The sequence below is a fragment of the Pseudomonas sp. NPDC087185 genome, from assembly GCF_044744955.1.
GTDB lineage: Bacteria > Pseudomonadota > Gammaproteobacteria > Pseudomonadales > Pseudomonadaceae > Aquipseudomonas.
This window is the reverse complement of the sequence record NZ_JBIUZK010000001.1, coordinates 780,091-801,151: the sequence shown is the minus strand read 5'-3', so window position 1 is coordinate 801,151 and position 21,061 is coordinate 780,091. Positions and strand designations below refer to the sequence as shown.

Below are 21,061 nucleotides of genomic sequence, written 5' to 3'. Positions count from 1 at the left end.
TATTGCAGCTGATCCCCGTAACTCCTGGCCTGTTGACGTATCATTAGCGCCCTAACGGCAACCCCCTTCAGGATCGCTTGCGCATGCTCGCCCTTCTTATCCAGACGCTGAACATCACGGCACCGGTCTTCGCCATGCTGTTCATGGGCATCTTCCTCAAACGCATCCACCTGATCGACGACAACTTCAACCGGGTCGCCTCGCAGTTGGTGTTCAACGTCTGCATGCCCGCGCTGCTGTTCCTCGGCATCTACCACGCAGACCTTGCGTCGGCGGTCAAACCGGGTGTCATCCTGTATTTCGTCGCCGCCACCCTGGTCGGTTTCGCCGTTGCCTGGGGCCTGGCGATCTGGCGCAGCCCGCTGGCCGACCGTGGCATCTACACCCAGGGTGCGTTCCGTGGCAACAACGGCGTCATCGGCCTGGCCCTGGCGGCTAGCCTGTACGGCGACTACGGCATTTCGCTCGGCGCGGTGCTCGCCGGCCTGGTGATCCTCATGTACAACTCGCTGTCGGCGGTGGTGCTGGCGGTGTACAGCCCGAACCTCAAGTCCGACCCCTGGAGCATCTGCAAGAGCATTTTCAGCAACCCGCTGATCATCAGCGTGCTGGTGGCTACGCCCATGGCCTACGGCCAGGTGCCGCTGCCCAACTGGCTGCTCACCTCGGGCGACTACCTGGCGCAGATGACCCTGCCGCTGGCGCTGATCTGCATTGGCGGCACCCTGTCACTGGCGGCGCTGCGTGACAGCGGCAAGCTGGCCATCGATGCCAGCCTGGTGAAAATGGTCTGGTTGCCAGTGATCGGCACCTTCGGGGCCTGGCTTTGCGGTTTTCGCGGGGCGGAGCTTGGCATCCTGTTTCTGTACATCGGCAGCCCGACGGCGGCAGCCAGTTACGTCATGGCCCGTGCGGCCAACGGCAACCATGAACTGGCGGCCTCGATCATCGTGATTACTACGCTAATGGCGGCGATTACCACCAATATTGGTATTTTCATCTTGCAGTGGGGCGGATGGATCTAGATCCTTGGCTGCAAACAACACAAAAATCCTGCCTCACTGACCTAAAGGACACTTCATGCAAGACCAGAGCACGCCCGAGCGGTTGCAGCGCGGGCTGAAGAATCGCCATATCCAGCTGATCGCGCTGGGCGGTGCCATCGGTACCGGGTTGTTCCTGGGCATTGCCCAGACCATCCAGCTGGCAGGCCCGTCCGTTTTGCTGGGCTATGCCATTGCTGGCCTGATGGCCTTCTTCATCATGCGCCAGCTCGGCGAAATGGTGGTCGAAGAACCGGTTGCCGGCAGTTTCAGCCACTTCGCGCACCAATACTGGAGCGAGTTCGCAGGCTTTGTCTCGGGGTGGAACTACTGGGTGGTGTATGTGCTGGTGGGCATGGCCGAGCTGACCGCCGTGGGCATCTATGTGCAGTACTGGTGGCCGGAGTTTCCCACCTGGGCAACGGCGGCGATCTTCTTCGTGGTGATCAACCTCATCAACCTGACACAGGTGAAGGTCTACGGTGAGATGGAGTTCTGGTTCGCCCTGATCAAGGTGGTGGCCATTGTCAGCATGATCGGCTTCGGTGCCTGGCTGCTGAGCAGCGGCCACGGCGGCCCGGATGCCAGCGTGGCCAACCTGTGGCAGTACGGCGGGTTCTTCCCCAATGGCGTCACCGGGCTGGTGATGGCGCTGGCGGTGATCATGTTCTCCTTTGGTGGCCTGGAACTGGTCGGTATCACTGCCGCCGAAGCGGACAACCCGCGCCAGAGCATCCCCAAGGCGACCAACCAGGTCGTATACCGCATCCTGATCTTCTATATCGGTGCACTGGCCGTGCTGCTGTCGCTGTACCCGTGGCAGAAGGTGGTGCAAGGGGGCAGCCCGTTCGTGATGATCTTCCACGAACTGGACAGCGACCTGGTCGCTACCATCCTCAACATTGTCGTGCTGACCGCCGCGCTGTCGGTCTATAACAGCTGCGTGTATGCCAACAGCCGTATGCTCTTCGGCCTGGCCAGCCAGGGCGATGCGCCGCGCCAGTTGCTCAAGGTCAGCCGCAGCGGCGTGCCGCTGACAGCGCTGGGGGTGTCGGCGTTCGCCACCGGCATGTGCGTGCTGATCAACTACCTGATGCCTGGTGAGGCCTTCGGCCTGCTGATGGCGCTGGCGGTGTCCGCGCTGGTGATCAACTGGGCCAGCATCAGCATCACCCACCTGAAGTTCCGCAAGGCCAAGCTGGCGGCGGGCATCCAGCCGTTCTACCAGAGCTGGGGGCACCCAATTACCAACTACCTGTGCCTGGCGTTCATCGTGCTGATTCTGGTGGTGATGTACCTGACCCCGCCGATTCGCATTTCGGTGATGTTGATCCCGGGTTGGATTGCCGTGCTTTGGGTGGCCTTCAAGCTGAAGAAGGCTCGCCAGGGCAAATAGGTAGGGCAGTCCTCTACGCGGGCTTGCCCGCGAAGAGGACTGGCTGAAAAAGCAGAATCAGCCTTGATAGCTGTCGATGACTTCCTGCGCCGCCCGGAAGGCATCGATCGCAGCCGGCACCCCGGCATACACCGCGCAATGCAGCAACGCCTCGCGAATCTCTTCCACCGTACAGCCGTTGTTCAGCGCCCCGCGCACATGCCCCTTGAGCTCCTGCGGGCATTTGAGTGCTGTCAGCGCGGCCAGGGTGATCAGGCTGCGGGTCTTCAGCGGTAACCCGTCACGCGCCCAAACACTGCCCCAGGCGTGTTCATTGACGAAGTCCTGAAGCGGTTGAGTGAAATCGGTGGCATTGCCCAGGGCGCGATCGACGAACGCATCACCCATCACCTGACGGCGAATCTGCTCGCCGGTCTTGTTTTCAGCCATGTTGTTTTCCTTAGTGTTGGCGGCGCCAGGCGCGAACGGTGGTGTACAACAGCACCACGCCGAGCACCGGCAGAACGTAGAACAGCATCAACCTCTCCAGGCGGCCAGCCAGCGGCATGCCCATGGTAAAGGCCGCCACGTGCAGGCCGTAGGCCAGGTACAGGCAGAGGAATACCAACCCTTCGGCGCGGGTGATCCGGTAGCCGGAATAGAAAACAGGCAGGCTCAACGCCGCGACGCCAAGCATCACCGGCAGGTCGAAGCCCAGCGCGTTGGGGGATATGGTCAGTGGCTCAGGGGTTGTCAGCGCGGTCAGGCCAAGCACCGCCAGCAGGTTGAACAGGTTGCTGCCGATCACCGTGCCCACGGCGATCTCGCGCTCGCCCCGCAAGGCGGCGATCAACGCTGCGGCCAACTCCGGCAGGGAGGTGCAGACGGCGACCACGGTCAGGCCGATGATGCGTTCGGACAGGCCCAGGTCAGTCGCCACTTCGACCGCCGCTTCCAGCAGCAGATGGCCGGCCAGGCTCAACAGGCCAAGGCCGAAGGCGATCTGCAGCAGGGTGCTGGTCCAGAAGCGCCCGGTGCTGCTGGCGAGTGCCTGTGGTGCAGGGTAGGTGCGGGCATAGTGGCGGGACTGGTGCCAGAGCATGGCCAGGTAGCCTGCCAGGGCGAGCAGCAACACCAAGCCTTCTACCCGGCCAAGGTGGCCGTTGGCTGCCAGTGCATAGACCAGCCCACTGGCGAGGATCATCAGCGGAATGTCCAGGCGCACCAATTGGCGTGATACCCGCAGTGGGATGATCAGCGCAGCCAGGCCAAGGATCACCAGCACATTGAAAATGTTGCTGCCGATCACGCTGCCCACGGCGACGTCGGGCGCACCCTGATAGGCGGCCTGCAGGCTCACGGTGAGCTGCGGCGCGGTGCTTCCGAATGCCACCAGGCTCAGGCCGATGATCAGCGGCCGCACGTGCAGGCGCTGGGCCAGGCGCAGGGCGGCGCGCACCATCAGTTCGGCGCCGGCCACCAGCAGCAGCAGAGCTACGCTCAGTTGCAGGAGGCTGAAGGTGGGGAGGGTGGCCAAGTCGAAAATGGTCGGGGCTCCAGTTGAGTCAGTCGCTCAAACCTTGTACCCGGACGCGCGCCGTTCCGCTACGGAGCATGCCGATTTTTTCTGCTGCTGCGCGTGACAGGTCGATCAACCGGCCGCGCGTGTGCGGGCCGCGGTCGTTGATGCGGACCACCACACTGCGCTGGTTGGCGAGGTTGGTGACCAGCACCTTGCTGCCGAACGGCAGGCTGCGGTGGGCGGCGCTGAGGCCATGCTGGTTGAAAGGTTCGCCGCTGGCGGTGCGTTTACCGTGGTGGCGCGAGCCGTAATAGGAGGCAGTACCGGTCTGGTTGTAGCCGCGGGGGTCGATGTCGTGGCTGGCACAGCCGGCCAGCAGGGAGAACAAGGCGAGGGTGCTGAGGGATCGTTTTAGCAAGTCGGGAGCTCCGGTGCTGCCATTGGGGCCGCTGTGCGGCCCATCGCGGATGAATCGGCTCCTACAGGTACCGCGTAGCGTTTGTAGGAGCCGATTCACCCGCGATCGAGGGCGAGGCCCTCGCCGCTTTTTTCAGCTCACCCTTCGAGCTTGGCCTTGAGCAATTGGTTCACTTGCCCAGGGTTGGCCTTGCCCTTCGATGCCTTCATCGCCTGGCCGACGAAGAAGCCGAACATCTTGCCGCGCTTGGCCTCGTCGGCGGCGCGGTACTGTTCGACCTGGTCGGCGTTGGCGGCGAGCATCTCGTCGAGCATCTTGTCGATCGCGCCGGTGTCGGTCACCTGCTTCAAGCCTTTGCTCTCGATGATGCTGTCGGCATCGCCTTCACCGGCAGCCATGGCCTCGAACACGGTCTTGGCGATCTTGCCGCTGATGGTGTTGTCGCGAATACGCAGCAACATGCCACCCAGCTGCTCGGCGCTGACCGGCGCCTGGTCGATCTCGATGCCCAGCTTGTTCAGCAGGCTGCCCAGCTCGACCATGACCCAGTTGGCGGCCAGCTTGGCGTCGCCGCCAATCTTCACCACCTGCTCGAAGTAGTCCGCCTGTTCGCGGCTGGACGCCAGCACGTTGGCGTCGTAGGCCGACAGGCCGTACTGGCTCTGGAAGCGCTCGACCTTTTGCGGCGGCAGCTCCGGCAGGCCGGCGCGGATGGTTTCGAGGAAGCTGTCCTCGATGACCACCGGCAGCAGGTCCGGGTCGGGGAAGTAACGGTAATCGTTGGCTTCCTCCTTGCTGCGCATGGAACGGGTCTCGTCCTTGTTCGGGTCGTACAGGCGGGTTTCCTGGATGACCTTGCCACCGTCTTCGATCAGGTCGATCTGGCGCTGGATCTCGCTGTTGATGGCGCGCTCGATGAAGCGGAACGAGTTGACGTTCTTGATCTCGCAGCGGGTGCCGAATTCGGCCTGGCCCTTCGGCCGGATCGAGACGTTGCAGTCGCAGCGCAGCGAGCCTTCAGCCATGTTGCCGTCGCAGATGCCCAGGTAGCGCACCAGTGCGTGGATCGCCTTGACGTAGGCCACGGCTTCCTTGGCGCTGCGCATGTCCGGCTCGGAGACGATTTCCAGCAGCGGGGTGCCGGCACGGTTCAGGTCGATGCCGGTAGAGCCGCTGAAGTCTTCGTGCAGGCTCTTGCCGGCGTCTTCTTCCAGGTGCGCGCGGGTAACGCCGATGCGCTTGATGGTGCCGTCTTCAAGGGCGATGTCCAGGTGGCCCTTGCCGACGATCGGCAGGTCCATCTGGCTGATCTGGTAGCCCTTGGGCAGGTCGGGGTAGAAGTAGTTCTTGCGCGCGAACACGTTGCGCTTGCCGATTTCGGCGTCGATCGCCAGGCCGAACATGCAGGCCATGCGCACGGCTTCCTGGTTCAGCACCGGCAGTACGCCGGGCATGCCGAGGTCAACCAGGCTGGCCTGGGTGTTCGGCTCGGAGCCGAAGGTGGTGGCGCTGCCGGAGAAGATCTTCGACTGGGTGGCCAGCTGGGTATGAATCTCCAGCCCGATCACAACTTCCCATTGCATGTGTGAATTCCTCAGAAGCCGTTGGGGGCGCGGGTGTGCCAGTCGGTGACTTGCTGGTAACGGTGCGCGACGTTGAGCAGGCGGCCTTCCTGGAAGTACGGAGCCAGCAGCTGCACGCCGACCGGCAGGCCATCGACGAAGCCGGCTGGCATCGACAGGCCCGGCAGGCCCGCCAGGTTGGCGGTGATGGTGTAGACGTCTTCCAGGTACGCGGCGACCGGGTCGCTGCTCTTGGCGCCAAGCTTCCAGGCCGGGTTTGGCGTGGTCGGGCCGAGGATCAGGTCGACGCCTTCGAAGGCGGCCATGAAGTCGTTCTTGATCAGGCGGCGGATCTGCTGCGCCTTGACGTAGTAAGCATCGTAGTAGCCGGCCGACAGGGCGTAGGTGCCGACCATGATGCGGCGCTGCACTTCGGCGCCGAAGCCTTCGCCACGGGAGCGTTTGTACAGGTCGGTCAGGTCTTTCGGCTCTTCGCAGCGGTAGCCGAAGCGCACGCCGTCGAAACGCGACAGGTTGGAGGAGGCTTCGGCAGGCGCGATCACGTAATACGCCGGGATGGCGTGTTGCATGTTCGGCAGGCTGATTTCCTTGACCACCGCGCCGAGCTTTTCCAGCTCCTTGACGCTGGCCTGCACGAGTTCGGCGATGCGCGGGTCGAGGCCGGCACCGAAGTACTCCTTCGGCAGGCCGATGCGCAAGCCTTGCAGCGAGGCGTTGAGGTTGGCGCTGTAGTCCGGCACCGGCTCATCGATGCTGGTGGAGTCCTTGGCGTCGAAACCGGCCATGCCTTGCAGCAGCAGCGCGCAGTCTTCGGCCGTGCGTGCCAGCGGGCCCCCCTGGTCGAGGCTGGAGGCGTAGGCAATCATGCCCCAGCGCGAAACTCGACCGTACGTCGGTTTCAGGCCGGTGAGGTTGGTCAGCGCTGCCGGCTGTCGGATCGAACCGCCGGTGTCGGTGCCGGTGGTGGCTGGCAGCAGGCGCGCGGCGACTGCCGCAGCCGAGCCACCGGACGAGCCGCCGGGCACGTGCTCAAGGTTCCACGGGTTCTTCACCGCGCCATAGTGGCTGGATTCGTTGGCCGAACCCATGGCGAATTCGTCCATGTTGGTCTTGCCCAGGGTGACCATGCCGGCTTCGGCCAGCTTGGCGACCACGGTTGCGTCATACGGCGCCTTGAAGTTGTCGAGCATCTTCGAGCCGCAGCTGGTACGTACGCCGTTGGTGCAGAACAGGTCCTTGTGGGCAATGGGCGCGCCCAGCAGTGCGCCGGTCTCGCCTGCGGCGCGACGGGCGTCGGCGGCACGGGCCTGGCCCAGGGCCAGCTCCTCGGTGACGCTGATGAAGCTGTTGAGTTGCGGGTCGAGTTGCTGAATGCGCGCCAGCAAGGCGCCGGTCAGCTCTTCGGAGGAAAACGACTTGTCGGCGAGTCCGCGGGCGATCTCGGCCAGGGTCAATTGATGCATGGCAGGCTCTATCCCTTACTCGATGACTTTGGGAACCAGGTACAGACCGCTTTCGGTCGAGGGTGCGATGGCCTGGTAGGCATCGCGCTGGTTGCGTTCGGTGACCTGGTCGGGACGCAGGCGCTGGCTGGCCTCCAGGGGGTGGGCCAGGGGCTCGATGCCAGTGGTGTCGACCGCTTGCATTTGGTCGACCAGCCCGAGAATGCTGTTCAGTGCATCGGTAATGCGTGGCAGTTCGCCTTCATTCAGGCCCAGGCGGGCCAGATGGGCGATCTTTTCCACGTCGCAGCGTTCAAGCGCCATGGGGATCTCCAGAGGATACAAAGAACGGAATAGGGTCCGTGATGAGGAACATGTCGGCATTTTGGCGGTCATACGGCCGCGATCATCTGCTGGCATGCTCGGAAAAACGACCAATTTAACATATTGGCTCCTTGCCCAAAATCCCCGCCGTTGTTAGAGTTTGCCGCACTTTTTTACCCACGCTTTCCCCAGGGTCACTTTCCCATGTTCAAGAAACTGCGTGGCATGTTTTCCAGCGATCTTTCCATCGACCTGGGTACTGCCAACACCCTAATTTACGTGCGTGAGCGCGGTATCGTCCTGAATGAGCCCTCGGTTGTTGCCATCCGTACCCACGGCAACCAGAAAAGCGTCGTTGCCGTCGGTACCGAAGCCAAGCGCATGCTGGGCCGTACGCCTGGCAACATTGCTGCCATTCGTCCGATGAAAGACGGCGTCATCGCCGACTTCAGCGTTTGTGAAAAAATGTTGCAGTATTTCATCAACAAGGTTCACGAAAACAGCTTCCTGCAGCCCAGCCCTCGCGTGCTGATCTGCGTGCCGTGCAAGTCGACCCAGGTAGAGCGCCGCGCCATTCGCGAGTCGGCCCTGGGTGCCGGTGCCCGTGAAGTGTTCCTCATCGAAGAACCCATGGCCGCTGCCATCGGTGCAGGCCTGCCGGTCGAAGAAGCGCGTGGCTCGATGGTCGTCGATATCGGTGGTGGTACCACTGAAATCGCCCTGATCTCGCTGAACGGCGTGGTCTATGCCGAATCCGTGCGTGTTGGCGGCGACCGTTTCGACGAAGCCATCGTCACCTATGTGCGCCGTAACTACGGCAGCCTGATCGGCGAATCCACCGCCGAGCGCATCAAGCAGGAAATCGGCACTGCCTACCCGGGCGGCGAAGTGCGCGAAGTCGACGTGCGCGGCCGCAACCTGGCCGAAGGCGTGCCACGTGCCTTCACCCTGAACTCCAGCGAGGTCCTGGAAGCCCTGCAGGAGTCCTTGGCGACCATCGTCCAGGCGGTCAAGAGCGCTCTGGAGCAATCGCCGCCGGAGCTGGCTTCCGACATCGCCGAGCGTGGCCTGGTGCTGACCGGTGGTGGCGCGCTGCTGCGTGACCTCGACAAGCTGCTGGCCCAGGAAACCGGCCTGCCGGTAATCGTCGCCGAAGACCCGCTGACCTGTGTCGCCCGTGGCGGCGGTCGCGCCCTGGAGATGATGGACAAGCACGCGATGGACCTGCTCTCCAGCGAGTGATAACCGCTGCATCTGAGCGCCCGGTTTACAGGTAGCACGCGCAGTGCTACCTGTATGCGCTGGGCTGGCGTCCGTTGGGGCGTCGTTTCCGTCAACCCGCAACCAGGCTGGTGCGTTGTCCCATGTCCAATGACCTCCTGAGTCGTCCACGAGGAACGGCCCATTAAACCGCTTTTCTCCAAGGGCCCTTCGCTGGGCGTTCGCCTGCTGGTATTGGTGGTGCTGTCGGTCGCGCTGATGGTGGTCGACGCACGTTTTGACGTGCTCAAGCCCGTGCGCAGCCAGATGGGCCTGGTGCTGATGGAGTCGTACTGGATCACTGACCTGCCGCAACGCATGTGGCAAGGTGTGGCCGGCCAGTTCGGCAGCCGTACCGAGCTGATCGCGGAAAACGAGAAACTCAAGACCGAGGCCCTGCTGTTGCAGGGGCGCCTGCAAAAGCTGGCGGCCCTGACCGAACAGAACGTGCGCCTGCGCGAGTTGCTCAACTCCTCGGCGCTGGTCAACGAAAAGGTCGAGGTGGCCGAACTGATCGGCGTTGACCCCAACCCGTTCACCCATCGCATCCTGATCAACAAGGGTGAGCGCGACGGCGTGTTCCTGGGCCAGCCGGTGCTCGATGCCCGCGGCCTGATGGGCCAGGTGGTCGAGCTGATGCCCTATACCTCGCGTGTGCTGCTGCTGACCGATACCACCCACAGCATCCCGGTGCAGGTCAACCGCAACGGCCTGCGCGCGATCGCCAGCGGTACCGGTAACCCGGAACGCCTGGAACTGCGCCACGTGGCCGACACGGCCGACATCAAGGAAGGCGACTTGCTGGTGAGCTCCGGCATGGGCCAGCGCTTCCCGGCCGGCTACCCGGTGGCCACCGTCAACGAGGTTATCCACGACTCCGGCCAGCCATTCGCCATCGTGCGCGCCATTCCGACTGCCGCGCTCAACCGCAGCCGCTACATGCTGCTGGTGTTCAGCGATCGGCGCTCGCCCGAACAGCGCGCCACCGACGCGGCGCTTGCCCAGGAAGAGGCTGACCGCAAGGGTGCCGCCAACCCTGCGCAGCCTGCTGCCAACGGCGAGCCCGCCGCACCTGCCGCGCCCGCAACACCCGCAGCGCCGGCTCCGCCCGCTGTTGCTCCGGCGGCAGCGCCCGCCAGCCCTGCCGCAGCGCCTGCGGCACCCGCGCAACCCCGGAGGCAATGATGGCCAAAGCGCGCCGTAATCACGGTTGGGTCATCTGGCTGACGTTCGCCATCGGCCTGCTGCTCAGCGTTTCGCCCATGCCGCAGTTTCTTGAGGTGTTCCGGCCCATGTGGTTGGCAATGCTGGTGTCGTTCTGGACGCTTGCGGTACCGAACAAGGTCGGCATGACCACCGCGTTCGTGCTGGGGCTGGCCGAAGACGTGCTATACGGCACCCTGCTCGGGCAGAACGCCTTGATCCTAACCCTCATCACCTTCCTGGTGCTGTCCCTGCAGCAGCGCCTGCGCATGTTCCCCATGTGGCAGCAGAGCCTGGTGATCCTGGTGATCTTCGGTATCGCCCAGCTGATCCAGCTGTGGCTCAGCGCACTCACCGGCAATCGCTTGCCGACCCTGGCCCTGGTCTGGTCGGCGGTCATCAGTGCGTTGCTCTGGCCTTGGATCAGTTTCGCCCTGCGCGATCTGCGCCGGCGCTTGCATATCAACTGACGGCGCCGCCACCACTGACAGGGAGATGTCTGCATGAAACCACTTTACCTGGCCTCTGGCTCACCCCGTCGTCGTGAACTGCTGACGCAGATCGGCGTGCCATTCACCGTCACCAGTGCCCCTATCGATGAAACCCCGCTGCCCGATGAAAGCGCGGTGGCGTACGTCGAGCGCCTGGCCCGGGCCAAGGCCGAAGCGGGCCTGGCCACGCTCGACGGCGCCGCGGTGGTGCTCGGCGCAGACACGGTGGTGGTGCTCGATGGTCGTATTCTCGGCAAACCGGAAAACCGCGAAGATGCCGTGGCCATGTTGGCCGACCTGGCGGGTCGTGAGCACCAGGTGCTCACGGCCGTGGCGCTCAGCGATGGCCAGTGCTGCCTGAGCGTCTGCGTCAGCAGCAACGTGCGCTTTCGCCCCATCAGCCCGGATGAGGCCCGGCGCTACTGGGCCAGTGGCGAACCGGCGGATAAAGCCGGTGGCTATGCCATCCAGGGGCTGGGCGCGGTATTCGTGACTGGCCTTCAAGGCAGCTATTCGGCGGTGGTCGGCCTGCCCCTGAGCGAAACGGCCGAGTTGCTCGCCCAATTCGGTATTGCCTGCTGGCAAGTGCCGGCAATTTCGCCAGAGGTAGCAAAGCAGCAGTAGCCAGCCCGGCACCCGCGATCCATCATTACCGAATACCTTTGACGAGAGCCTGCCATGAGTGAAGAGATCCTGATCAACATCACCCCGATGGAGTCACGTGTGGCGGTGGTGGAAAACGGGGTGTTGCAGGAAGTGCACGTCGAGCGCACCCAGCGCCGCGGCATCGTCGGCAATATCTACAAGGGCAAGGTGGTGCGCGTGCTGCCGGGCATGCAGGCCGCGTTCGTCGACATTGGCCTTGAGCGTGCCGCGTTCATCCATGCCTCGGAAATTTCCCAGCGCGAGGGCTCGGCTGTGGAGACCATCACCGCACTGGTGCACGAGGGCCAGGCCCTGGTGGTGCAGGTGACCAAGGACCCGATCGGCACCAAGGGCGCGCGCCTGACCACCCAGCTGTCGATTCCGTCGCGCTACCTGGTGTACATGCCGCGCAGCAGCCATGTTGGCATCTCCCTGAAGATCGAAGACGAAGCCGAGCGTGACCGCCTCAAGCAGGTGGTCAGCGACTGCATGGACAGCGAGGACATCAAGAACGCCGGTGGCTTCATCCTGCGCACCGCTGCCGAGGGCGCGCGTGCCGAAGAGATCCTGCAGGACATCCGCTACCTGCGCCGCCTGTGGGAGCAGATCGGCAGCCAGATTCAAACCTGCGGGGCGCCCACGGTCATCTACGAAGACCTCGGCCTGGCCCTGCGCACCCTGCGCGACCTGGTCAACCCGAAGATTGAGAAAATCCGCATCGACTCGCGGGAAACCTTCCAGAAAACCACGCAGTTCGTCGTTGAATTGATGCCGGAAATTGCCGACCGCCTCGAGCACTACCCAGGCGAACGTCCGATTTTCGACCTGTACGGCGTCGAGGACGAAATCCAGCGGGCGCTGGAGCGCAAGGTGCCGCTCAAGTCCGGTGGGTACCTGGTGGTCGACCCGGCCGAGGCGATGACCACCATCGACGTCAACACCGGCGCCTTCGTCGGCCACCGCAACCTCGAAGAAACCATCTTCAAGACCAACCTCGAAGCGGCCACCGCGATTGCCCGGCAGCTGCGCCTGCGCAACATCGGCGGCATCATCATCATCGACTTCATCGACATGGAGGACGAGGAGCATCAGCGCCAGGTGCTGCGTACCCTGGAGAAGCAGCTCGAGCGCGATCACGCCAAGACCAATATCATTGGCATCACCGAACTGGGCCTGGTGCAGATGACCCGCAAGCGCACCCGCGAGAGCCTCGAACAGGTGCTGTGCGAGCCGTGCGTCGCCTGCCAGGGCCGGGGCAAGCTTAAAACCCCGGAAACCATCTGTTATGAAATCTTCCGCGAGATCCTGCGTGAAGCCCGTGCTTATCAGGCCGAAGGCTACCGCGTGCTGGCCAACCAGAAGGTGGTCGACCGCCTGCTCGACGAAGAGTCTGGCAACGTCGCCGAGCTGGAGGCCTTCATCGGCCGAACCATTCGCTTCCAGGTCGAGTCGATGTACTCGCAGGAACAATACGATGTGGTGTTGCTCTGAGGCTTATCGACAAACGCCATAGGTTGGCCTGGCTGGCAAAACCGGCACTACAAGCCATCATGGATAAACGACCTGGAGGGCCATGGCCATGGGACGTCTGAACCGCGTTCTGGTCGCCTTGACCCGTTGGGGGCTGGGCATCTGCGCCCTGCTGGCGGTGTTGGTGGCGCTGTATGTCAGCCTGGGCCGCGAGTTGGTGCCGCTGGTAGCCGAGTACCGCGCCGACCTCGAAAGCAAAGCCGAACAAGCGCTGGGCCTGCCGGTGCATGTGGGGGCGCTCGAAGGGCGCTGGAGCGGTTTGGCGCCAGTGCTGCGCGTGCGTGACCTGCAGCTGGGCGAGGGCGCCTCGGCGCTGCGCCTGGATGACGTCAAACTGGTGCCTGACCTGTGGGCTAGCCTGACATCCCGCGAAGTGCGCCTGGCCCATATCCAGCTGGGTGGCCTGCAGTTGATCCTGCGCGAAGACGAGCAGGGCAACTGGGCCCTCGAAGGGCTGCCGAAGAAGGATGACGCACCGCTCGACCCTGCAGAAGTGTTGCAGCGTTTGCGCCAGCTGGGGCGTATCGACGTGTTCGACAGCCAGGTCACCCTGCAGCCCTGGCAGCGTGATCCATTGACCCTTACCTATGTCAGCCTCGGCCTGCAGGCCGGTGCCTCGCGCCAGGCGCTGGACCTGCGTGCGACCCTGCCCGATGGCCAGCCACTGGCACTGAACCTGCGCAGCCGCGCTACGGCCAAGGCCTGGCGGGACGGCCAGGCCGAGGTGTACCTGAGCTTGCCGCAAAGCGACTGGTCGCGCTGGCTGCCACCCCGGGTGCTGGGCCAGTGGCAGGCCGAGGCGCTGCGCGCCGGTGGCGAGTTCTGGGTCGACTGGCGTAAAGGGCAGTTGGAGCAAGCGGTGGTCCGGCTCAATGCCCCGCAACTGCAGGGGGCCTATGCTGAGCGCAAGGCCGTCACACTGGATAACCTGGCTGTTCAGGCCTGGTTCCAGCGCCGCGAGCAAGGCTTCGATGTGGTCGTCGACTCCCTGGCTGCAAGCATCGGCAAGGCCCGTTGGGAGTCGCACCTGCAACTTCGCCAGCGCCCTGGTGAGGGCCCGGCCGGGGAAACCTGGCAGGTACAGGCAGACCGTCTCGACCTCACCCCGCTGACGCCGTTGGTCGAGGCCCTGGCGCCGCTGCCGGAAAAACTCATGACCGTGGTCGACGCGCTGAAGGTTACCGGTACCTTGCGCAACGTACGCCTGGACGTGCGCCCCAAGGCAGAAGGCAACCAGCGCCTGCAATTTGCCGCCAACCTGGAGAAGGTCGGTTTTGACGCCTATCACGGAGCCCCTGCGGCGGGTAACGTCAGCGGCAGCATCAGCGGCGACCTGGGGCAGGGGGAGCTGCGCCTGGATACCGACGCGTTCATGCTGCACCTGTACCCGATTTTCGCCAAACCCTGGCATTACCAGAAAGCCAACGCCCGCTTGACCTATGCCCTCGACAAAGACGGCTTCACCCTGACGGCCCCTTACCTGAAGGTGTTGGGCGAGGAGGGCAAGATTGCTGGTGATTTCCTGATTCGCCTGCTGTTCAAAGAGGGCAGCGAAAGCTACATGGACTTGCGCGTCGGCCTGACCGAAGGCGACGGCCGCTATACCGCCAAATACTTGCCCGAGGTACTCAGCCCGGCCCTCGACGAGTGGCTGCGCAGTGCCATCGTCAAAGGCAACGTCGATCAGGGCTACTTCCAGTACCAGGGTTCACTGAACCACGGCGCCAGCCCCGAATCCCGCAGTATCAGCCTGTTCTTCAAGGTGCATGACGCTGCACTGGACTTCCAGCCCGGCTGGCCACAGGTGCAGCATGTCGATGGTGATGTGCTGATCGAGGACAGCGGCGTGCGCATCAAGGCCAGCAAAGGCCTGCTGCTCGATACCCAGGTCAGCGACGTGAGCGTCAACATTCCCCATGTGGACAGCGGCCAGCACAGCCACCTGTACCTCGATGGCGACTTCGACGGCAGCCTGGGCGATGGCCTGAAGATTCTCAAGGAAGCGCCAATCGGCACCGGCGAGATCTTTGCCGGTTGGGAAGGCGAGGGGCCGCTCAAGGGCAAGGTCAAGCTCGACATCCCCTTGGCTCATGGTGAGCGGCCGAAGGTGCTGGTGAACTTCGCCACCCAAGATGCCCGCCTCAAGGTAGCACCGCCGAGCCTGGAGCTCAGCCGCCTGAAAGGCGACTTCAGTTTTGATTTCGACAAGGGCCTGAGCGGCAAGAACATCGCCCTGCAAGCGTTCGGCAAACCGGTCACCGCACAAATAACCGCCGAGGGCCAGCCCGGGCAGATGCAGACACGCATCAACGCCAATGGCCAGGTATCGCTGCAGGCCCTGACCGACTGGCTGCAGTTCAAGCAGACCTTGCCCGCGTCGGGCGATCTGCCCTACCAGCTGCAGGTCAACCTGGGCAGCCGCGACAACAGCCTGAGCGTCAACTCGTCGCTCAAAGGCCTGGCCATCGACCTGCCGGCACCGTTCGGCAAGGCGGCCGCCGATACTCGCGACAGCCGTTTCAGCATGAACCTGCAGGGCGCGGAGCGGCGATTCGATGGCGCCTATGACGGCCTTGCCCGTTTTGCCTATGCCGCATCCAGCGACAAGCTGGGCCAGGGCCGTGGCGAGTTGCTGCTGGGTGCAGGCGAAGCGCAGGTGCCTGCTGGCCAGGGCCTGCGTGTGCGCGGGCGGCTCGAGAGCCTGGACCTGGCTCCGTGGCAGGCGCAGATGGAACGTTTTGCCGGTGACGACCCTGGCGGCAATGCCCGACAGAACCTGCAAAGCGTCGACCTCAGCATCGGCCAGCTGAAAGCCTTAGGCATGGACCTCAACCAGGCCGTCGTGCGGCTGGCCCGTGGTGGCCCCGCCTGGGATCTGCGCCTGGACAGCAAGGAGGTCATCGGCAATGCGCGGCTGCCCGATGCCAAGGGCGCTGCGATGACCGTGCGCCTGCAAACCCTGCGCCTGCCTGCGGCCGATCCGGCCGAAGTGCAGGCCGAGGAGGGCCCCGACCCTTTGGCCTCGTTCGACCCGCGCAAGGTGCCGGCGCTGGACCTGGCCATCGACAAGCTGTACCGCGGCGACGACCTGTACGGCAACGTCGCGTTGAAACTGCGCCCGACCGCGCGGGGTGTGGCGGCGCAGGATATCGACCTGGACTTCAAAGGCCTGCACATCGACGGCAGTGGCGGTTGGGAAGGCGACACCGGCGCCACCAGCAGTTGGTACAAGGGGCGCCTGGACGGCAAGAACCTCGCCGACGTGCTCAAGGCCTGGGGTTTCGCGCCGACCGTGACCAGCCGCGATTTCCGCCTGGACGTGGATGGCCGTTGGCCGGGATCGCCGGCCTGGGTTGGCCTGAAGCGCTTCTCGGGTAGCATGGATGCGGCTTTGCGCACCGGCCAGTTCGTCGAAGTGGAGGGCGGTGCGCAAGCCTTGCGCGTGTTCGGCCTGCTCAACTTCAACTCCATCGGCCGGCGCCTGCGCCTGGACTTCTCCGACTTGTTCGACAAAGGTCTGGCGTATGACCGGGTCAAGGGCTTGCTGGTGGCCAGTGACGGTGTCTACGTGACCCGCGAGCCGATCAGCGTAACCGGGCCGTCGAGCAACTTCGAACTCGAGGGTACCCTGGACATGGTGCGCGACAGGGTCGACGCCAACCTTCAAGTATCCCTGCCGGTAACCAACAACTTGCCGCTGGCCGCGCTGATTGTCGGCGCGCCAGCGGTGGGTGGTGCGCTGTTCCTGGTCGATCGTCTGATCGGTGACCGGGTCTCGCGCTTCGCCAGTGTGCACTATCGCGTCGAAGGGCCGTGGAAAGAGCCTAGAATCACCTTTGTGAAACCCTTCAACAAGTAGTCAGGAGTGTCCATGAAGGTAGCGGTCATCCAGATGGTCAGCCAAGGCGATGTGCTGGCCAACCTGCAGCGTGCGGGCGCCCTGCTGGAGCAGGCGGCACGCGGCGGCGCGCGGCTGGCGGTGCTGCCGGAGAACTTCGCGGCCATGGGCCGAAAGGACGCTGCCGCAATCGGCCGTGCCGAAGCGCTGGGCGACGGCCCGATCCTGCCATGGTTGAAACGCACGGCCCGTGACCTTAGGTTATGGATAGTCGCCGGCACTTTGCCGTTGCCGCCTGTTGGCCAGCCCGATGCCAAGGCCCATGCCTGCTCGCTGCTGATCGACGAGCACGGTGACGTGGTTGCGCGCTACGACAAGCTGCACCTCTTTGACGTGGATGTGGCCGATAACCGTGGCCGCTACCGCGAGTCCGACGATTATGCCCACGGCGCCCAGGTGGTGGTGGCCGACACACCGGTGGGGCGCCTGGGGCTGAGCGTATGCTATGACTTGCGCTTCCCTGAGTTGTACAGCGCCTTGCGTGCTGCCGGCGCGGAGCTGATCACGGCACCGGCGGCGTTCACCGCGGTCACAGGGGCAGCGCATTGGGAAGTGCTGATTCGCGCCCGGGCCATCGAGACCCAGTGCTATGTACTGGCCGCAGCCCAGGGCGGCACCCATCCAGGCCCGCGGGACACCCATGGGCACGCAGCGATCGTCGACCCCTGGGGGCGGATCGTCGCCGAACAGGCGCAAGGTGAAGCGGTATTGCTTGCCGAGCGCGACACTGATGAACAAGCGTCCATCCGGGCGCGCATGCCGGTTGCCTCGCACCGGCGCTTTTTCTCGCAGGGCGCTTTGCGACCTGCGCACACCTCGGAGTGACTATGAGCCAGATGTTATCCACCGTCAGCGAGCAGCTCCTGGCCCCAGGCGGACTGTGCCTGGACAGCCTGCAGGCCGTGCTGGGCGAGTTGGCAGGCCCCGGCATCGATGCCGCCGACCTGTATTTCCAGGGCCAGATCTCGGAAACCTGGGCGCTGGAGGACGGCATTGTCAAAGAGGGCAGCTTCAACCTCGACCAGGGCGTGGGCGTGCGTGCCCAGTCTGGCGAAAAAACCGGTTTTGCCTACAGCAACGCGATCAACCTCGAGGCGCTGACCTCGGCAGCCCGCGCCGCCCGTTCCATTTCCCGCGCAGGCCAGAATGGCACGGTGCAGGCCTTCCGCAGCCAGGACGTGACGGCCCTGTATGCCGCGGACAACCCCTTGGACGTGCTGAGCCGCGCTGAAAAGGTCGAGTTGCTCAAGCGTGTCGACGTCGCCACCCGGGCGTTGGACCCGCGCATTCAGCAGGTCAGCGTGAGCATGGCCGGAGTCTGGGAACGCATCCTGATCGCTGCCGCCGACGGTAGCCTGGCGGCAGACGTACGGCCGTTGGTGCGTTTCAATGTGAGCGTCATCGTCGAGCAGAATGGCCGCCGTGAACGTGGCGGGCAGGGGGGGGGCGGGCGTACCGACTACCGTTTCTTCACCGAAGAGCGGGTCATGGGTTATGCCCGTGAAGCGCTGCGCCAGGCCCTGGTTAACCTGGAAGCCATACCCGCGCCGGCCGGCACCTTGCCAGTCGTATTGGGTTCGGGTTGGTCGGGCGTGCTGCTGCATGAGGCGGTCGGCCATGGCCTGGAAGGCGACTTCAACCGCAAAGGCAGCTCGGCATTCAGTGGCCGGATTGGCGAGAAAGTTGCGTCGAGCCTGTGCACCATCGTCGACGATGGCACCCTGGAAGGCCGTCGAGGCTCGCTGAGTGTCGACGACGAAGGCACTCCCACCGAATGCACCACACTGATTGAAAACGGTGTACTCAAGGGCTACATGCAGGACAAGCTCAATGCCCGCCTGATGGGCATGGCCGTGACTGGCAACGGCCGCCGTGAATCCTATGCCCACCTGCCGATGCCACGCATGACCAACACCTACATGCGTGCCGGCGAAAGCGACCCGCAGGAAATCATCGCTTCGGTGAAGAAGGGCATCTACTGCGCCAATCTGGGCGGCGGTCAAGTGGACATCACCAGCGGCAAGTTCGTGTTCTCGACCAGCGAAGCTTATCTGATCGAAGACGGCAAGATCACGGCTCCAGTCAAGGGCGCGACGCTGATCGGTAACGGGCCTGAGGCCATGAGCCGGGTGTCGATGGTCGGTAACGACCTGGCGCTGGACAGTGGCGTGGGTACGTGCGGGAAAGATGGGCAGTCGGTGCCGGTGGGCGTTGGCCAGCCGACCTTGAAGCTGGACGCGATCACCGTCGGTGGTACCGGCGCGTGATGCAGGCCCCGGGGCTGCAGGGCAGCCCCAGGCGCCGGGGTTCAGCGCAGGCCGCGCTGAAGCTCGTCGAGGTCGCGGATGTACTTGAAGACCTTGCGCGCAGCGGCAGGCGGTTTGTTCCGTGCCTTTTCGTGCTGGGCGTGACGGATCAGCGAGCGCAGCTGCTGACGGTCGGTGTCGGGGTACTCGTTGACGAAGCGCTCAAGGTCTTCGTCGTTACCGTCGATCAGGCGGTCGCGCCAGCGTTCCAGGCCGTGGAAGCGCTCGTTGTACTGGCGGCTGGAGCTGTCGATCTGATCGAGCACCGCGTGGATGGCGTCCAGGTCCTGGTCGCGCATCAGCTTGCCGACGAACGACATGTGCCGTTTACGTGCGCCATGGGCGGTGTGCTTGCAGGCTTCGGCCAGGGCTTTGCGCAGCTCGTCGGTCAACGGCAGGCGTGCCAGGGTATCGGCCTTGACCGTGGTCAGGCGTTCGCCGAGTTCGACCAGCGCATGCAGTTCGCGCTTGATCTGGGTTTTGCTTTTTTCGCCGTCGAAGGCGTCGTCGTATGAATCAACCATGGTGGCAGTCCGCTAGAAATCGCCGCCATGATAACCAGTCGGGGGCCGCTTGTCCGGCCCGGTCGTAGAATGACCCTCGCCGAACGCAGAATTTGAGTGGAGAAAACCATGAGTGCAGTCCAGAGCGTAGGCCCCAAGGACCTGCCAGCGTTGCAGGAGCAGGTCGAAGCGATCATCGCCGAGGCGCGCCGGCAAGGTGCCAGTGCCTGCGAAGTGGCGGTGTCGCTGGAGCAGGGCCTGTCCACCAGCGTGCGTCAGCGTGAGGTCGAGACGGTCGAGTTCAACCGCGACCAGGGCTTTGGCATCACCCTCTATGTCGGCCAGCGCAAGGGCTCGGCCAGCACCTCTGCCAGTGGCCCCGAGGCGATTCGCGAAACCGTTGCTGCCGCCTTGGCGATTGCCAAGCACACGTCCGAAGACGAGTGCTCGGGCTTGGCCGACGCGGCGCTGATGGCCCGCGAAATCCCGGACCTCGACCTTTACCATGACTGGGATATCGAACCCGAGAACGCGATCGAGATGGCGCTGGCGTGCGAGGCTGCGGCATTTGACGCCGACAAGCGCATCCTCAACGCCGATGGCACCACCCTCAATACCCACCAGGGCTGCCGCGTGTACGGCAACAGCCATGGCTTCATCGGTGGCTACGCATCGACCCGTCACAGCCTGAGCTGCGTGATGATCGCCGAAGGCGAAGGGCAGATGCAGCGTGATTATTGGTATGACGTCAATCGCCAGGGCAACCTGCTGGCCGACCCGCGCAGCATCGGCCAGCGCGCCGCCCAGCGCGCCGCCAGCCGCCTCGGCGCGCGCCCGGTGAAAACCTGCGAAGTACCGGTGCTGTTCTCTGCCGAGCTGGCCGGTGGCCTGTTCGGCAGCTTCCTGTCGGCGATTTCCGGTGGCAACCTGTACCGCAAGTCATCGTTCCTTGAGGGCACCCTGGGGCAGCGCCTGTTCCCGACCTGGCTGACCCTCGATGAACGCCCGCACATTCCGCGTGCCTTGGGCAGCGCGGCGTTCGACGGTGATGGCCTGGCGACCTACGCCAAACCGTTCGTCGACAAAGGCGAGCTGGTTTCGTACCTGCTGGGTACCTATTCCGGCCGCAAGCTGGGCCTGCCGAGCACGGCCAACTCGGGCGGGGTGCATAACCTGTATGTCACCCATGGTGTCGAGGACCAGGCAGCGCTGATCCGCCGAATGGGCCGCGGCTTGCTGGTAACCGAGTTGATGGGCCATGGCCTGAACATGGTGACGGGTGATTATTCACGCGGTGCGGCGGGTTTCTGGGTTGAGAACGGCGAGATCCAGCACGCGGTGCAGGAAGTGACCATCGCCGGCAACATGAAGGACATGTTCCAGCAGATTGTCGCAATTGGCAGCGATCTTGAAACTCGTAGCAATATCCATACGGGCTCGGTATTGATCGAGCGGATGACCGTGGCAGGTAGCTGAATCGGCGAAGCCCGTCCGTGAAAAAAGAGACCCGGCCATTGT

General features: G+C 64.1%; 18 protein-coding genes. 11 read left to right on the top strand and 7 right to left on the bottom strand.

Going from position 1 to position 21,061, the window contains the following annotated elements; all coding sequences use genetic code 11:
• The first annotated feature begins 83 nt into the window (after positions 1 to 83).
• Positions 84 to 1,025, top strand: coding sequence for an AEC family transporter (locus ACIPIJ_RS03895; protein ID WP_401072842.1), 942 nt, complete (start codon positions 84 to 86; stop codon positions 1,023 to 1,025).
• 55 nt (positions 1,026 to 1,080) lie between these two features.
• On the top strand, positions 1,081 to 2,439 hold the full coding sequence (locus tag ACIPIJ_RS03890) for an amino acid permease (RefSeq protein WP_401072840.1): 1,359 nt from the start codon (positions 1,081 to 1,083) through the stop codon (positions 2,437 to 2,439).
• A 57-nt stretch (positions 2,440 to 2,496) separates the two neighbouring features.
• Here ACIPIJ_RS03890 and ACIPIJ_RS03885 read toward each other — a convergent pair whose 3' ends face one another.
• The 6 genes from ACIPIJ_RS03885 to gatC all read right to left on the bottom strand — a co-directional run bounded on the left by ACIPIJ_RS03885 (position 2,497) and on the right by gatC (position 7,707).
• A complete protein-coding gene (locus tag ACIPIJ_RS03885; RefSeq protein ID WP_401072838.1) occupies positions 2,497 to 2,868 on the bottom strand; it encodes a carboxymuconolactone decarboxylase family protein in 372 nt (123 codons plus the stop codon).
• A gap of 10 nt (positions 2,869 to 2,878) precedes the next feature.
• Positions 2,879 to 3,922 (bottom strand): calcium/sodium antiporter, encoded by a 1,044-nt coding sequence (locus ACIPIJ_RS03880; RefSeq protein WP_401073441.1) that lies wholly within the window; start codon positions 3,920 to 3,922, stop codon positions 2,879 to 2,881.
• A 61-nt stretch (positions 3,923 to 3,983) separates the two neighbouring features.
• Positions 3,984 to 4,358 carry a septal ring lytic transglycosylase RlpA family protein gene (locus ACIPIJ_RS03875; RefSeq protein ID WP_401072836.1) on the bottom strand — a complete coding sequence of 125 codons (375 nt, stop codon included), beginning with the start codon at positions 4,356 to 4,358 and terminating at the stop codon, positions 3,984 to 3,986.
• A gap of 137 nt (positions 4,359 to 4,495) precedes the next feature.
• A complete protein-coding gene (gene gatB, locus ACIPIJ_RS03870) occupies positions 4,496 to 5,941 on the bottom strand; it encodes an Asp-tRNA(Asn)/Glu-tRNA(Gln) amidotransferase subunit GatB (RefSeq protein ID WP_346611979.1) in 1,446 nt (481 codons plus the stop codon).
• A gap of 11 nt (positions 5,942 to 5,952) precedes the next feature.
• Entirely contained in the window at positions 5,953 to 7,404 is a 1,452-nt protein-coding gene (gene gatA / locus ACIPIJ_RS03865) for an Asp-tRNA(Asn)/Glu-tRNA(Gln) amidotransferase subunit GatA (RefSeq protein WP_401072834.1), read from the bottom strand.
• A 15-nt stretch (positions 7,405 to 7,419) separates the two neighbouring features.
• Positions 7,420 to 7,707, bottom strand: a complete 288-nt coding sequence (gene gatC, locus ACIPIJ_RS03860; protein WP_346611977.1) for an Asp-tRNA(Asn)/Glu-tRNA(Gln) amidotransferase subunit GatC — start codon at positions 7,705 to 7,707, stop codon at positions 7,420 to 7,422.
• A 204-nt stretch (positions 7,708 to 7,911) separates the two neighbouring features.
• Here gatC and mreB point away from each other — a divergent pair, with 204 nt between their 5' ends.
• The 8 genes from mreB (at position 7,912) to tldD (ending at position 19,001) form a co-directional block, all read left to right on the top strand.
• Positions 7,912 to 8,949: a rod shape-determining protein MreB gene (gene mreB / locus ACIPIJ_RS03855; protein ID WP_200139197.1), complete on the top strand. Its 1,038-nt coding sequence runs from the start codon at positions 7,912 to 7,914 to the stop codon at positions 8,947 to 8,949.
• A 192-nt stretch (positions 8,950 to 9,141) separates the two neighbouring features.
• On the top strand, positions 9,142 to 10,152 hold the full coding sequence (gene mreC, locus ACIPIJ_RS03850; protein WP_401073438.1) for a rod shape-determining protein MreC: 1,011 nt from the start codon (positions 9,142 to 9,144) through the stop codon (positions 10,150 to 10,152).
• On the top strand, positions 10,152 to 10,640 hold the full coding sequence (gene mreD / locus ACIPIJ_RS03845) for a rod shape-determining protein MreD (protein ID WP_401072832.1): 489 nt from the start codon (positions 10,152 to 10,154) through the stop codon (positions 10,638 to 10,640). The genes mreC and mreD overlap by 1 nt, the downstream gene beginning before the upstream one ends.
• A gap of 33 nt (positions 10,641 to 10,673) precedes the next feature.
• The gene (locus tag ACIPIJ_RS03840; protein ID WP_401072830.1) at positions 10,674 to 11,285 is read left to right on the top strand and encodes a Maf family protein; all 612 of its coding nucleotides are present in this window, start codon (positions 10,674 to 10,676) and stop codon (positions 11,283 to 11,285) included.
• Between the two features lie 54 nt (positions 11,286 to 11,339).
• Entirely contained in the window at positions 11,340 to 12,797 is a 1,458-nt protein-coding gene (rng, locus tag ACIPIJ_RS03835) for a ribonuclease G (RefSeq protein ID WP_401072828.1), read from the top strand.
• Between the two features lie 82 nt (positions 12,798 to 12,879).
• On the top strand, positions 12,880 to 16,695 hold the full coding sequence (locus ACIPIJ_RS03830; protein WP_401072826.1) for a YhdP family protein: 3,816 nt from the start codon (positions 12,880 to 12,882) through the stop codon (positions 16,693 to 16,695).
• 12 nt (positions 16,696 to 16,707) lie between these two features.
• Positions 16,708 to 17,559, top strand: coding sequence for a carbon-nitrogen hydrolase family protein (locus ACIPIJ_RS03825; protein WP_401072824.1), 852 nt, complete (start codon positions 16,708 to 16,710; stop codon positions 17,557 to 17,559).
• 2 nt (positions 17,560 to 17,561) lie between these two features.
• Positions 17,562 to 19,001, top strand: coding sequence for a metalloprotease TldD (tldD, locus tag ACIPIJ_RS03820; protein WP_401072822.1), 1,440 nt, complete (start codon positions 17,562 to 17,564; stop codon positions 18,999 to 19,001).
• Between the two features lie 41 nt (positions 19,002 to 19,042).
• Here tldD and yjgA read toward each other — a convergent pair whose 3' ends face one another.
• Entirely contained in the window at positions 19,043 to 19,564 is a 522-nt protein-coding gene (gene yjgA / locus ACIPIJ_RS03815) for a ribosome biogenesis factor YjgA (protein WP_401072820.1), read from the bottom strand.
• A gap of 108 nt (positions 19,565 to 19,672) precedes the next feature.
• On the opposite strand from yjgA, the gene pmbA reads away from it, so the two are divergent.
• Positions 19,673 to 21,019 carry a metalloprotease PmbA gene (gene pmbA, locus ACIPIJ_RS03810; protein WP_401072818.1) on the top strand — a complete coding sequence of 449 codons (1,347 nt, stop codon included), beginning with the start codon at positions 19,673 to 19,675 and terminating at the stop codon, positions 21,017 to 21,019.
• The last annotated feature ends 42 nt before the right edge of the window (positions 21,020 to 21,061 follow it).